Origin of the sequence: Chryseobacterium herbae (assembly GCF_025154075.1) — a bacterium.
Lineage (GTDB): Bacteria > Bacteroidota > Bacteroidia > Flavobacteriales > Weeksellaceae > Chryseobacterium > Chryseobacterium herbae.
In genome coordinates, this window is the sequence record NZ_JAOAMU010000001.1 from 232,570 (window position 1) to 247,173 (window position 14,604).

A 14,604-nucleotide genomic window follows, 5' to 3' on the forward strand; every position below is an offset into this window, starting at 1 on the left:
TTTGAATCTATCATCGAGTCATTCAACCCGGATCTCGTTCCACGAAACCCGAAACCCATCTCACAGCAAGCTGTCAAAAAACTGATAGATATCTGTTTCCGTAGGAATGTTCAGTTTTTTTCTAAGTCTGTATTTTTTCTGCTGAACAGATCTGGGCTGAACCGAAGTATAGCCTGCAATATCTTTGGAAGTAAAATGAAGTTTCAGCATTGCACAGAAAACCAGATCCGAATTTTCAAGCTCAGGATTCAAAGCCAGTACATTTTCAATAAATCCGGGGTAGGCTTTTTTAAACGTGTCTAAAAATCCGGGGTCGTTTTTTTTCGCCAGCTCAATCACTTCTTCCCGGGTATTGTCATGCATCTGGTCTTTCAGCTGTTCTGCCTCGTATTTAAGTATGATCCGTTTATCTTTCAGCTGCCTGATGATCTTCCACAGATACATTCCAACCACCGATAGAATAAAAAGTGAAACAATGCACAAAAGCAGTATCTTACTTCTATGCTGTTCAGAATCGGTCTCGGTCTCCGTGATAAAGCCTTCCATGTCATTGTTGATCGCTTCCAGCAAAGCGGTATCAGACCTGCTTCTTTCCTCTGTATAGGCCTGTAAAAATAAAAGCGCCTTTTCCTTATCTCCCATACTCTCATACAGGGATTTAAGATCTGTATACACATATTTTGTATACTGAGCGAAGACATATTTCGTTTTCTTATTGATTTCCAATGCCTTCAACAGTGACTTTTCCGCTTTACCATACTGTTTAGTCATCATATAATATTCGCCAAGCACAGTATTGGCATTAAGAGCCACGCCATCAACCCTACCCTGCAGGTTAGATTTTTCTGCTATTGAAGACAGATAAAACCGTGCTGAATCCATATTTTTAAATCCATACAGATAAAGATCGCCGATAGCACATTCTATGCGTCCTGAATGGTCTAATTTCCCTGCTTTACGAAAATACTCCAACGCAGGATCGTACATCTTTTTCCTGTAAAAATAATCCCCGCGCTTATAGTAAATTTTAAAAAGAACATCATTGCGGAACGGCGAGTCTTTAGTATCTTTTATATAACTCATCGCCAAATCATTATACTCAAAAGATTTGTCCAATCGTTTAAGATGCAACTGAAAATTGCTAAAGTCATTGTAGAATTTGGCTTTGTGAATATTGCTTTTCGAATATTTAAGGAGTTTTTCAGCTTTATTAAAGAAAAATTCTGCTCTCTTATAATTTTCAAGGAGTATATTTACATTGCCGAGATTAAGAAAACATAATGCCTTTCCCTCGGCATAACTGATCTTTTCAGCTTTCTGATAGTAGTCTTTATTCAGTTTCATCAAAGCATCATAATTACCCGAAAGACGCAACTGTTCATTCTGTTTCAGTAAAGGGGTGTCAAAATCCTTTTCATATTGGTCAGGATCTTTACTGCAAGAAAGCAGGATGAAAAATAGTGCGAAAGTAAGACAGCGTATCATGATACGTTTTTGCATAAAGTTAATCAATAAAGGTATACAACCATTTTCCGGCTCCAAAATAAAACAGGGTCTTTAAATAGCATCTAAAAATTCATAGATATCCTGATCCCCTTCAATATTCAGTTTTTTTCGAATCCTGTACTTTTTCTGCTGAATAGATTTATGCTGAACAAACGTGTAGTCCGCTATTTCCTTGGAAGAAAAATGCAGTTTAAGCAGGGCACAAAAGGCCAGTTCAGAATTTTCAAGATAGGGATTGATGGTGAGCAGACTGGAGATAAACTCAGGATATAGTTCTTTAAATTTCATAAGGAAAGAAGAATCATTTCTTTTGGCCAGTTCCACCACTTCCTGATTTTTCTTTTCGTATACGCGGTTTTTAAGCGTATCGGTCTCTGTTTTAAGATTTTTTTTCTTGAGTTTTAAATACTGTATATTTTTCCAGACAGACATTCCGGATACCGAAAGGACGATAAGGGACAAAATTCCAATAACCCACAAATCATTTTCCCGTTTATCCGACTCTTTTTTGGCTTCAGCTATAAAGCTGTCTGTAGTAGTGTTGATGGCTGCAAATCTAGCCTCCGCGAGCCTGTTGTCCTCCTCCAGATATTTATTCAGATAAAAATAAGCCTTTTCTCTGTCTTTTTTCTTTTTGTAGAGATCTGCAAGGGCTTTGTATACCTCTTTAATGTGAAAAGAATAGGTAAGTCTGGTTTTTATACTGAGTTCCAATGCATTCTTCAGCATTTTCTCAGCTTCGTCGAAATGGTTGATTTCGTTATTGTAATACCCAACTGTATAGTAGATCCAAAGTCTTTCAACATCGGGTGTTTTGTGGCTGTTCATCATCTCTTCTGCCCGTAATGCATATATTCCTGCTGAATCCAGTTTGTTGGTATAGAGATGATACTGGGCCATCATACAGTTGGAATACGCAGACTTCTCCAAAGCATTCCCTTTGTGAAAATTTTTCAGTGAATTTCCAAACTGTCCTTTCCATGCAAAATAAGTTCCCCGATTGATATAAATTCGCGGCATCAGCTTCTTTTTAAGCTCTGAATCCGGTGCTTTTTTCAAAGAATAGAGTGCAGAATCACTATAAATGATCGCTTTATCATACTGCTTGAGATGTGAATAATAATGGGCATAACTGTCGTAAAATTTCGCCCTGTGAAAATTATTTTCCGATCTTTTGAGACTTTCTCCGGCCTTATCCAAAAGAATATGAGCCCTCTCATAGTCCCCTTCTGTAGAATTGACATTAGCAACGTTGAGAAAGCAAAGTCCTTTGCCCTCTTCATACCCCATTTTACCAGCTTTCTTAAAGTATTCCCCATTAAGGCGGACAAGCGCTTCAAATTCGCCGGAAGCATTCAGGTCATTATTCTTCCTGATTAACGGTACATCAAAGTCTTCTGTATGATCGTAGGTAGAAGTCTGGCTGCATGAAATAATAATAAATAATACAATCATCCGTAGTGTGCGGACTATCAAATTTTTCATAGTAGGATGGTGTTCATATACAATTTATCCGTTATTTTTTCAGGATTTTGCCTTTCTATGTAACTTGTCGTTTTTTCAATGCTTAACAGCTAGTATTAAACATATTAATGGTTTATTCGTTTTTTCGTTATAAATATACGCAAATTTAGTATTTCAATTGAATAAAAAACAGAAAACAAAAATATTAATTAGAAACATTCTTATTAAATGTATTAATTAAAAAAGACAATAATTAATTTTTTATTAAAAAGAATGATTTTATTTTAAAAATATTTCCTCAAATTTAATGAATACTACGAAAAAAAGTAATCTGAATTTTATTTTATATGAATATTAATTACCGCGTACTCTTACCTCACGAAAGCAAAAATTACAGAAACATCCGGCTGGAAAGTCTGGAAAAATTTCCGGAATCATTCGGAGCTGTTTATCAGGAAGCTTTACAAATTGAAAAGTTCAGAATGGAATCCGATATCGAGAATCAGACCCAGGGAAGATTTATGGCAGGCGCCTTTTCAGATGATGAACTGATCGGAATCTGTGCTTTTGTAAAAGAAGAAGACCACACAGGCAATATCTACCAGATGTATGTAAAAGAGCGTTTTCAGGGGAACAATATCGGTTTCGGGTTGATTCAGGCTGTGATTAAAGAAGCTTCCGAAAGGTTTCCCGGCATCACCATTTTCTTAGAAGTAACGGATAAAAATGAAAAAGTCTACAATCTGTACAGAAAAATCGGGTTTACAGAGGTCATTGATAGTAACTGGAAAAAAGAAAATTCCGGTAACACTCAACTTTATCTTCATACTGCAGATTAAATTAGACTGAGCAAGGGTCAAGAAAATTAAGTTTATAGGGCTAAAGATTCCTGTTAATATCCTTGCCAAGGATTCTCCCGACATAAGGATAAAGACAATTCCACCGAATCTCCGATTCGGTGGACTTTCAATTGTTTTTGAATCCTTTATCTATACAACAGGAGTTTCTTTTACGGATGTTTTTTTATTCAACTGGGTTTTATAAAACTTCAGCATAAAATTATAAATCACCAGCTCCTGCTTTCTGTGTTGGGAAACGAGCAGCCTGTTAAAGAACATATGAATTAAGCTTCCCACGTAACTGTCACGGTCTTCCCTGCCCTTTTCACTTAAAAGATTATCAAGCGAGAAAGAGTTCAGGAATGAATCAAACAGTCTGTAAACATTGGCTAATTCATTATTTTCCAACCCGATAGAGCTGTGAATCGACTGTTCGGATGCTTTATATTTTGTGGCTATTACTTTTGTCAGGGCTTTGTTGGAATTGAATTCCTGATTGAACTGGCTGCTCAACTGAGTGAAAAATTCCATTTTCCCATCCAGCGTATACGCAAACTTATCAAGCAGTTTATCTATGAAAACAGTTCCCGCCAGCCAGCGATCTTCAAACCCGGTCTCTTCAAGTTCCCTCAGCAGAAGCATGACCATGGTGCTTTCTTTACCGAAATACGTTTCAGAGAATTCAATGCCGGCATAATCATACCTTTCGAGCTCTCTTTTGTAAGTGGTGATTTCAAATGACTTGATGATATCCTGCTCAATGTATTTTTCCATCGCCTCCCGGATATGGGCAAACAGGTCGTTGTAGACCTCATAATTTTTGATAAAATACCTCAGTCTGATATGATTCCCCTTTTCGTTATACCGTATAAAGAAGAAGTTGTTGATCAGATCTTTTTCAAACAATTTTCCGTTCAGTTCAAAAAGTTCATTCCTGATCAGAGAGTCCATCTGCTGCTCGCCGGTGTAGATATTCATATATAAACATTCCGACAGCGGGGACAACTTGGAGCGGCTTCCGGAAAAGTCTTTAAACTCGAAATTCTGTTTTTCATCCTGTATGACAACAGGAATCAGAAGTTCAGAATAAAAAGGTTTCTCATCTGCGTTCAAAACATTGGAGTTTTCTGTGACCAAATCTTCCACTAAGGTAATTTTCCCTTTTTTCGAGATCATGGAAACGAAAAGACGGATAAAAACATCAGAGGAAAGATCAAACAGAAGTTTGTTGTCCCCTTCCACAAGATAAACATGGTCCGGAATTTTCCATTCTTCCCTGAATTTTTTGAATTCTGAGAAAAGGTCTTCTTCTTTTGCTTTTAAAAAGGTAAGATCGACTTGACTCAGATTCCAGGCAGCTTCTTTGACGATTACTTTTTCGATTTTAACACGAGGGGTAAATTTCGCAAAGGAATCTATAAAGCCCCATGAAAAGCTGATTGAGCAGTCCCATTGAACCTGGATCAGCGACAGAAATCTGTAAATATGAGACAGGTTCTGCAGCTGGAAGTTATGGGAATTACTCAAACGCGGAACGATGATCTTCCCGGTATTTTTATTTCTTAAAATCACCTCTTCACTTCGTATGGAAATGGTAATATCAGAGAGTTTTATGGTGTTTTTGATTGTATCGGAAGGTGCCGGAATATTGATCAGGATTTCATCTTTCAGATAGTTTTCCCTAACGACCAGATTCCCATGTCTTAAACTTGGAAGATCCACTATCTCAGCATATTCTACTGAATCATGCAGATTTTCATATTCTATTTCTACAATTTTTTCGGCCAGTTTCTGCAGCTTTTCAGAGCCATGGGTAAATCTTCCCATATTATTGACCGCACTGGATCCGAATGCCCCATGAATAGCCGTTGCCGTATGACCTTGATGATCTTTAAACAGGGTCATATTACAGTTTAGGGTCTGACTGAAAACCCTGGAATAAGAAGGTTTGAATTTTGCACATTCTTCTTTTGTCAATACAACCTCACTTTTCCCAAACTGAAGGGCATGCTGGTATTTGCTGAACAGATATTGATCAACTTCTGTAAATTTATAATCCTTTCCGCCTCCGGTCTGAAAAAGAATTCCATCCAAAAACGGTGTGGAAATACTGCTTACGCGATCGGTAAAAATCCCGAGCTCCGGGTCAATTACATGCAAAAGCGGAAGTTCCGATTCTCCATATTTATCTTTAAATTCATCAATAAACTGGGTCAGCGAAGCGTCTTTTTCTTTCCGTCTGGAATTCAGGTAAGACAGAGAAAGAAGTGTATTTCTTACATTGTGAAAGACTTTGCTGCTGATCTCCGCTTCACCGTCTCTGAAACTGGTTACATCAATATTCTGCATTTCATTCAAAAGCAGATTTTCGAGTTTTTCAGATGAACCGGCTTCTGATTCTTTGATCACGGTTTTAAGATTATTCTGAAGTTGAGTTACCTCTTCAATAATTTGATTAAGTGTTTTTTCTTTTTCTTTTATTGAAATAACTTCTTCATTATCTTTAAACTGTTTCATTTTTCCTATGAATGCCTCTACATACTGATTAGTGGCAGGTGACGGAAAAATATCCATCAACAAGACATTATTTTCAATCAATTCATAAAGATATTCTTCTACTTCATCACTTTCGTAGCCTTCTTCCTGAAGTTTTGCTGAAAGATCTTCAAAATAGATTCCCTGCCCGCTTTCTGAAAAGATATATTCCAGCACATCGTTGGATGCCACTGATGACAGTCTGTAATTCATCGAATATGGCTTGATGTACAGCTCATTATACCGAATATCATCCGCAATTGTGAAAGCCGTTTGATTAGGATACAAAAAACTGTACTTCCATAGGTTTTTACTGCTGCTGATCTCTCTGCTTAATTCATAGATGTAGCTCAGACTTATTCTCATACGGATTTCGCTCTCCTCTATTTCCACGGAAAATGTGTCGCCACCTTCCTTAAAATCACAAACACCATAGGTTGAAAACAGTCCGAACGGTGTAGATCTTGAGCAGTAGCGTACATAATATTTTACATAGCTGAAAAACATTTTCTCAGGAAGATCTTTGGTCTCTAAGGCTTTTGTAATTTCCTCAAATAAGTTTTTTGTGGCGTACAGAAGCGCCAGTCTGAAGTGTCCTGTAAAGGTTTTTCCCACAAACTTCAGTCCGTCCGTAGCAATATCTTTGATCTCACCGATAGGTTTAAGATCATCAATAGACCCGATGGGCGTCCTGAGGATCATTTTATCTATAAATTCAATGTTCATGGTCTAGTAAAAATAGTTTTTCTAATGGGTTTTTATAGTTTTCATGGGTTACAGCGTACAGCTGCAGAAGCAGTCCTGTGCGGCCTTCGAGGATGGTATCCTGTTCTATCCAGCCTTCACTGCCCAACCATGTTCTCATGCCGGTTTCGGGATGGCTGCCGATGCTAAGGGTATCCTGGGTCCAGAAATCTGTAGCTTTTTTAAAGGCTTCATTTCCCGTAACCCTGTACAGATATTGGTACATCATGATGAGCCCGGAACTGCCATGGCATAAGAATACATCTACAACGCCTGTTTTTCCATATTTTCTTTCCGTAGTTTTTAATAGTATTTTTTCAGCTTCCGAAACGCTTTCTTCATTTCCCAGAGCTTTACCGTAATGCAGCATTGCGATTCCCACGCTCAGATCGCCATAACACCAGGCCAGACGACTGCTGTCAGTGGCTATACGTTCTCCGTCGCGTACAGTGATAAAATTCGGGAAGCTTGAACCGTCGTAATCTCCCTGTACAGATCTGATGAAATTGTAGGATTTATCCAGCATCTCTCTAATGATTCCCTTCTCAATACCAGCCGTATACACATTACTGAGCAGGCTTATGATACTTGGAATTCCATGCGCAAAACCGAATGAAAAGCCTTCCACCTTACTGTAAAGACCTTTTGAGATCCAGGCAATTTTGTCTTCGTCTACCGGCACTGACAAGGATTTCAGCAGGTGAACCACTGTGATGATCCTGTCTTTTATTTTATGTTTAAAATCATCATCCGTGCTGAAAGAATATAGCTCAAGGCATAAGAACAGAACGCCCATAAAACCATGGAGATAATCGAAATTTCTTTTTCCGGCATAGTATTCCAGAAGATCATCGGCATACTCGGGAAATTCTTCGAAGGATTCTTCTATAGGCTCATCAAAATATTTATTTTTGGTAAGGTAAAAGATCAGATAATAGATGCCTACAGAACCGGAGCATAGAGAAAAGACCTTGTCATCCTGAAGTCCGTTGAGGGATTTATCAAGATAATGCTCAAACTTTTCAAATGCTTCACTGTCGTTAAACAGCTTATGCTTTTCGAAATAATACAGGGCCAGTCCGGGATATCCGGTGAAGATGCCCAGGTCTACAATATCTTCCTTGATCTCTTTTTCACAGATCTCAATCAGTTTTTTTAATTCATCTAGTTTTTCCATGCAGCATTTTTTTTCTGATCAGATACGCAATATAATAAATCACCAACAGCACAATAAACAGGATTAATGTCCCGAAAGCCACTTCCATGGTCGATTCAGAATTTCTGTATATTTCTATCAGTGAAACGGTTTCATAGTCTAAGTACATCAATAAGTTTATGGTGATGAAACTTATCAAAAAAAGGGTTATAATACGTTTGGTTTTCATAGTTTTTTGTTGATATAATTAATCGCTTCTTTCAGCTGGATATCCTCACCGCTAAGCAAGGAAGCTGCATCTTCCTGAACCAGAATATCAGGTCTGATTCCTGTTCTCTGAGTGGCACTGTAATCAGGCAGGAGAACCCCTATTCCACTCATCCGGATTTTCGTTTTTCCGGGTAGCCTGATCACCATCACATTTCCATTCGTCCCTGCTGTATAGTCGCCTAAAGTAACTGAATTTTTTATTGATTTCATAGCCAGAAGTATGCTTTCACCCTGACTTTGGGTATATTCGTTGATCAAAAGAACAACGGGTCCTCGGTACGCGTCTTTTTTAGAATCAGGAATATGCATTTTATTTTCTATGGTTCTCATCATTCCGGGATAGGTGACATCCGCACGGTATAAATTCATAGTTTGAAAAGGTCTGGTATCAAAATACTTGAGGAAATCTACCGCAATCTCATTAGGATAAGCCCGCAGATCAAAAATAATGGCTTTACTGTGACTGATTTTCTCAAAAGAAATCCTGAAGTTCCCCGAAAAAATATCATTGATTCTGATGTACCCGATATTTTTGTCTATCATTTTTGATACAGCCTTTCCGGCATTGCTTTTATATTCTTTTTCTTCGGTCTCCCTTGCCGTATTGATATGCGTTAAATGTTCCTGTATTCTCATCATCCTGTTTTGCCTCACAATATCCAGCTGAACTGTTTTCTTTCTGGAAAGTAACAACAACCGGTTAATATCACGGCTTAAAACAACATCATTTGATCCTGAAGTTTTTTCTTTTAAACTGTCCTGCACCGAAAGAATATCCTTCCCATTAATGGCCAATATTTCATCACCCTTTTTCAGTGCACTTTGAACGGAACCGATGATGAAACCTTTTATAAAAGTTTGTTCTTCTATGGTTTTTAAAACAGCATTTCCTACATATTTTCCGTCATACTCATCAGAATCTCCCATTTTAACAGCAACATGGCTGTCTTTTAATCTGGAACCGAATTGCTGAACCGCCGCATAATATGCCTGCTCATTTTTAGCATTGATGAATAGAGGCAGCATTTTAAAAAAGACCTCATTCCAAGTTGAGGAAATGCTCTGAAAATAAGGATAATAGTAGCGGGTAATATTCCACAGCTTACACAAGGAAAGGAAGCGTTTTGCAGGCGTAGTTTTTGATTCATCATAAAATAAAGAATCATCTTCAAAACTTAGCTCACCGTTGTCTTCAGCTGTCACGAGCCTTTCATCTGAATTCCGGTAAGATGTAGCAAGAAATTCTACTAATTTTTTTTTATTTTCCGGGTTAATGATTCCGGAAGTTTCAATCCAGTTTTTATCCGGCAGAAAACCACTATAAGATGGAGAAGATGGATTATGAGCTGGTAACTGAAAATCCCGTGAAATTAAAAGATTAAGATCTGCTTTGCCCGCCATGATTTTCTCATAGGCTTTGATAAGCGAGGCATCGGACGACCGAATGAAATCCCGATCGGATGAATGGTATTTTATGGCACCCCAGATTTTACACAGTTCCAGCAGCTCTTTCTCTTTTCCTGTCGCAGTGGAATCACTTATGATCCCTGGAATGCTATTGTAGAAAAGGACAGTGCCTTCTTTAGAGGTATTTCTTTTACTGAAAAAAAAGATCGCGATCAAAGCCGAAATAAGAATTCCGAAAAAAAATTTGATTTTCATAAAATGAACAGCTAAGAAGTTCCCGGCAGTATATCCATATAAAAACACAGATGATCTGTTAATTAAAACAAATCATCTGCAGCCAATAGTTAGCTATTTTTTACCACTTTGTACTGTGGAAGAAACCACACCATGTACAAGCTTTTCTGAAAGTTGTAGAACCTCCGTCAAAACACTTGTCATTAAATGTTGGGGTATCAAAATCTTTGGAAACACCTACTTCTTGTTCCAATTCTAATGCACCTCCTTTTACAGAGCTCTGCTCTACTTTTGTCAACTCATTGATAACTTTCTTATCAAATTTAAGTTTTGTTAATTTTTTCATGGTTGTTAATTATTTTAATTGCAGAACAAAAATAAAAAAATATTCCACATACAAAACAAAAAATCACGAAACAGGGAGGAATGCCATTTATTCAGGTTCGATGCAGGTTTCTTCTGGTAGGCTGTTTCATATAGCATTCCATATCACCAATCACCTACATTAAGCCACAGCGAAGGGAAAAACAATAACTGGTGAAAATATTTACTTAATAAAAATAACAGAATTTATTCATGAAAATAAATTAAAAAAAAATTAAAAAATGAACTAAAATAAGGTGACAATCGGTTTTTTGGTCGATTTTTCAGCTCAGCTGACTCCAATTACTTCACCGAATCCGTAGACCAGCACTCAAAAGTTACTTCAATCATCTCAGTTTTTAGTTTTGGCTTTACACGAAAAATCCGCCAAATTATGATTTGACGGATTTTGGATCTTATTGAAATACTCTACTTAAAGAAGTATCTATTTTACTGTGTTACCTTAATCATAGCTCTGGTAATCTGATCTTCTTTTTCTTTTGAATAGGTGGAATCAAAAGGATGCATTACATCAAACAGATATTGATAAAAAGGGGTAATTTTCTGTACATTTTCAGATTCCTTCGTTGCTTTTTCTTTGCCCATCTGCTGCAATTCTTTGATGAAAACGTTGAATTTCTTATCGATGGGCTCTATAGATTTCACTAAATAGGCATAGCCTTTCTCATTTTGCCCCAGCTTTTTATAAGCATCTGTAACTGCAGCTACCACCATAGAATATTCCATCGGTTTCACCCTCATTTGTCTGGCTGACTGCTTCTGGAATGTTGGAGAAAGGCTCAGGTAATAATCATATTCTTCGAAAATTTCTTTCTTAAGGATTTCAGCCAACTGAAGTCCCTTTTTCTCCTGACCTGCTATAATATATCCTGTCACCATAGAACTCAGCGAACGCGGATCATTGTATTTTTCTGCCGGAATTTCTTTTGAAACGAGATCTAATATCTCAAGTGCTTTTCCTTTCTGCCCGCTTAATGCCAATGCTGAAGCTGCTCTTCCTGCTGCCATTCTGTAAACCATGATATTGGAGGTGGCAGCTTCATCGTAATGAATACTGAGGTCTTTAAAATTTCCCCATCTGAAGTTTTTCACCACATGGTAAAGAGCATTCATATCTACCCTTCCCATATCACCGTCCGTACTTGGAGCGGAATGAATAGGCACGAGTTTGTAGCTGAAACCTTCAAACTGCAGGTATTCATCCAGATAAAAAATATTTTCGCCGTCGTAAACTCCTCCTGATGAAAAGTTGATGGGACGCTTCCAGTCGAAATTAGCAAGCATATCCATCATCATGAGGTTGTTTTTGTAAAGCGTATTGCCTTTATAGGTGATCATAATCTGGTTCACGACCTTCGGAAGATCGGCTTGAGTGATGATTCCGGCTTTTAATGCATTTTCCTTATTCACCGGAAGGATGAATTTATTAACGGGAAGGATATTGTATTCCTCAAATTTTTCCTCACCAAAGTACATTTTTAAAAGATGATCTTTTTCAGGAGATTTAAATTTCAGAAAGTTCATCGCTTCTTTCAAAGTTATAGAATCCTGCGTAAGGTATTTTCTAAACGCCGCGAATTCTGTATCCGGAACCCCTTGTTCTTTTAACATAGAGAAAACACCTTCCCAGTCTTCTTTCTTCATCATATAGATCTGATCATTGACACCGTCTCTATAATCATCGTGGGTCAGCTGGGTAGGAATTCCTGTTGCATTATAGGTTTTCCTTTTCACCTGATCAATATACCATGGAGTCGCTAAAAGCGTAAAGTTGACCGTTTTCACATCATCACGGAAGCGTTCCGTCTCCTGAATGGCCCACACCGGGAAAGTATCGTTGTCTCCATAGATGAAGATAATATCATCTTTAGAAAGTGATTTAAGGAATGAATAAGCATAATCCCGTGCCGCTGATTTTTTGCTTCGGTCATGCGGTACATAGTTCTGGAAGCCCATCATAAAGGGTACTCCCAATAATACGACACCTAAAACAAGATTAACAGAATTAGATTTCACTTTGGATTGGATAAACCATAAAATAGCACCTGCTCCAAGTCCGATCCAGATTGCAAATGCGTAAAACGAGCCTACCATCGCGTAATCCCTCTCTCTTACTTCAAAAGGTTTCACACCGGTATAAAAAACAATTCCGAAACTTGTTAAAACAAATAGTGAAAGAAGCGCATAGAATCTTCCGAAGTCTCTGTTTAACTGGAAGAAGAATCCTATCAGTCCTAATAGTAATGGTAAAAAGAAGAACTTCACCGTGCTGTCGTTTTTGAATTTAGCAGGCATTTTGTCCTGATTTCCCAGCAAAGCATTATCTATAAAAGAAATCCCTGAGATCCAATTTCCTCTCGTGTTTTCCATTTTCCCTTCAAGGTCATTCTGCCTTCCTACGAAGTTCCACATCAGGTATCTTACGAAATAATACCCGTTCTGAAAGGTGATGAAATAATCCATATTCTGAGCCAGTGAAGGCTTCTGAACATTGATCAGGTTATAGGGTTTTACTTTCAGATAATCTGCTGCTGTAATGGATTTATCTTCATATTTGGATCTTAATTCATCAAAGATCTGCTTCGCCTGAGGATTGTCTGCCACCTCTTCGTTATCGTAATTGAAGGTGAAATCCGGAGCTCCGTACATCGAAATATAGTTGGCCATGACATCTTTGTCCTGATTGAACATTCTCGGCAGTAAGCTGATCTGGGATTTACCGAAAACATAGTTGAAACGGTCTCCGGTTTTTCTGTAGGTTCCCGTTTTCTCATCTTTTTCGTAGATCTCCCCTGTTTTATTGGTTTTGAAACTTCCGTCTTCATTTTTTTCAATTCCGTTCGCATCAAGAAAAGCGGTATAATTTTGTCCGTAAATGGTTGGCCAGTCACCGTATTGTTCTCTGTTGTAATAATCCAGCATACCGATTGCCGTATCCGGATCATTAAGGTTCATCGGAGGGTTTGCATTAGCTCTTACCGGAATCACCATCCAGCACGAAAAACCAACAACCATGTACACCACTGATAAAGCGATCGTCTGATACACATTTCTTTTGGCTTTTCTGGCATATTTAATCAGGAAGTAAGAGATGGCAGCCATCAGAACAAATGCCACTACCGTTCCTGAGTGGAAAGGAAGTCCGAGCCCGTTCACGAAGAATATTTCAAGTCTTCCGAACATCGTCATGATCAACGGGAATATAATTTTGAAAACAATGATTAAAATTCCCAGTGTGATCGCATTGGCCAAGATAAAATTTTTCCAGGTGAATTTGTAATTTCTTGCGTAATACACCAGACAAACAGCCGGAACCGCAAGCATACACATCATGTGAACCCCAACGGAAAGCCCCAGTATAAAGAAAATAAGAATGACCCATCTTTCATTATCTGCCGCTTTGTATTCGTTTTCCCATTTGGTCACGAGCCAGACCAGCAACGCGATAAACATGGAAGCCATGGAATATACTTCTCCTTCCACTGCAGAAAACCAGAACGAATCTGAGAACGTGAAGCACAATGCCCCAACAGCTCCGGCAAACAGAATCGAGATTTCCTGATGTTTTGTTATTTCTTCAAAGTCTTTATTTAAAAGCCTTCTTACAAAATGGGTAATGGTCCAGAACAGAAACAGAATGGTGAATGCACTGAACAGCGAAGATATCGAATTGATTACTATGGCATAATTCTCTTCATTCCCCAGTGCCAATATACTCGCTACAGCACCCACAATCTGGAATAAAGCTGCTCCGGGAGCGTGCGTTACTTCAAGTTTTGCAGCGGAGGAAATATACTCGCCGCAATCCCAGAAACTGAGGGAATGCTCCATCGTGGAGAGATAAGTAATCAGGGCAATTGTGAACATCACCCATCCTAAAACGGTGTTCCATTTTTTAAAAGACCAGTTCTTCATATACTATGTAATTTCAATACATAGTAAGACAACCCAGGCAGGTGAATTATTACATCATTATTTAAATATAATAGAATTCAGAAAGAATTTATTGTCTATTACTTCTACATTATCTCATCATTATGCAAAATTATTCTTTCCGCTGTCTAC

General features: G+C 38.0%; 9 protein-coding genes. 1 reads left to right on the forward strand and 8 read right to left on the reverse strand.

Features of this window, described 5'->3' with window-relative positions:
* Positions 1-60: 60 nt before the first annotated feature.
* Positions 61-1,485, reverse strand: coding sequence for a tetratricopeptide repeat protein (locus tag N0B48_RS01025; RefSeq protein ID WP_259835854.1), 1,425 nt, complete (start codon positions 1,483-1,485; stop codon positions 61-63).
* A 72-nt stretch (positions 1,486-1,557) separates the two neighbouring features.
* Positions 1,558-2,991, reverse strand: a complete 1,434-nt coding sequence (locus N0B48_RS01030) for a tetratricopeptide repeat protein (RefSeq protein ID WP_259835856.1) — start codon at positions 2,989-2,991, stop codon at positions 1,558-1,560.
* Positions 2,992-3,317: 326 nt separating this feature from the next.
* Here N0B48_RS01030 and N0B48_RS01035 point away from each other — a divergent pair, with 326 nt between their 5' ends.
* Complete coding sequence (locus tag N0B48_RS01035) at positions 3,318-3,809, forward strand: GNAT family N-acetyltransferase (protein ID WP_259835858.1); 492 nt, start codon at positions 3,318-3,320, stop codon at positions 3,807-3,809.
* A 150-nt stretch (positions 3,810-3,959) separates the two neighbouring features.
* On the opposite strand, the gene N0B48_RS01040 is transcribed toward N0B48_RS01035, so the two are convergent.
* The 6 genes from N0B48_RS01040 to N0B48_RS01065 form a co-directional block, all read right to left on the reverse strand.
* Positions 3,960-7,070: a lantibiotic dehydratase gene (locus N0B48_RS01040; protein WP_259835860.1), complete on the reverse strand. Its 3,111-nt coding sequence runs from the start codon at positions 7,068-7,070 to the stop codon at positions 3,960-3,962.
* Entirely contained in the window at positions 7,060-8,265 is a 1,206-nt protein-coding gene (locus N0B48_RS01045) for a lanthionine synthetase C family protein (protein ID WP_259835863.1), read from the reverse strand. Before N0B48_RS01045 ends, N0B48_RS01040 begins: the two co-directional genes overlap by 11 nt.
* On the reverse strand, positions 8,249-8,413 hold the full coding sequence (locus tag N0B48_RS01050) for a hypothetical protein (RefSeq protein WP_223609474.1): 165 nt from the start codon (positions 8,411-8,413) through the stop codon (positions 8,249-8,251). The genes N0B48_RS01045 and N0B48_RS01050 overlap by 17 nt, the downstream gene beginning before the upstream one ends.
* A 56-nt stretch (positions 8,414-8,469) precedes the next feature.
* Entirely contained in the window at positions 8,470-10,176 is a 1,707-nt protein-coding gene (locus N0B48_RS01055) for a S41 family peptidase (RefSeq protein WP_259835867.1), read from the reverse strand.
* Positions 10,177-10,276: 100 nt separating this feature from the next.
* Entirely contained in the window at positions 10,277-10,501 is a 225-nt protein-coding gene (locus N0B48_RS01060; RefSeq protein WP_047454104.1) for a hypothetical protein, read from the reverse strand.
* 467 nt (positions 10,502-10,968) lie between these two features.
* On the reverse strand, positions 10,969-14,454 hold the full coding sequence (locus tag N0B48_RS01065; RefSeq protein WP_259835870.1) for a glycosyltransferase family 117 protein: 3,486 nt from the start codon (positions 14,452-14,454) through the stop codon (positions 10,969-10,971).
* Positions 14,455-14,604 lie beyond the last annotated feature (150 nt).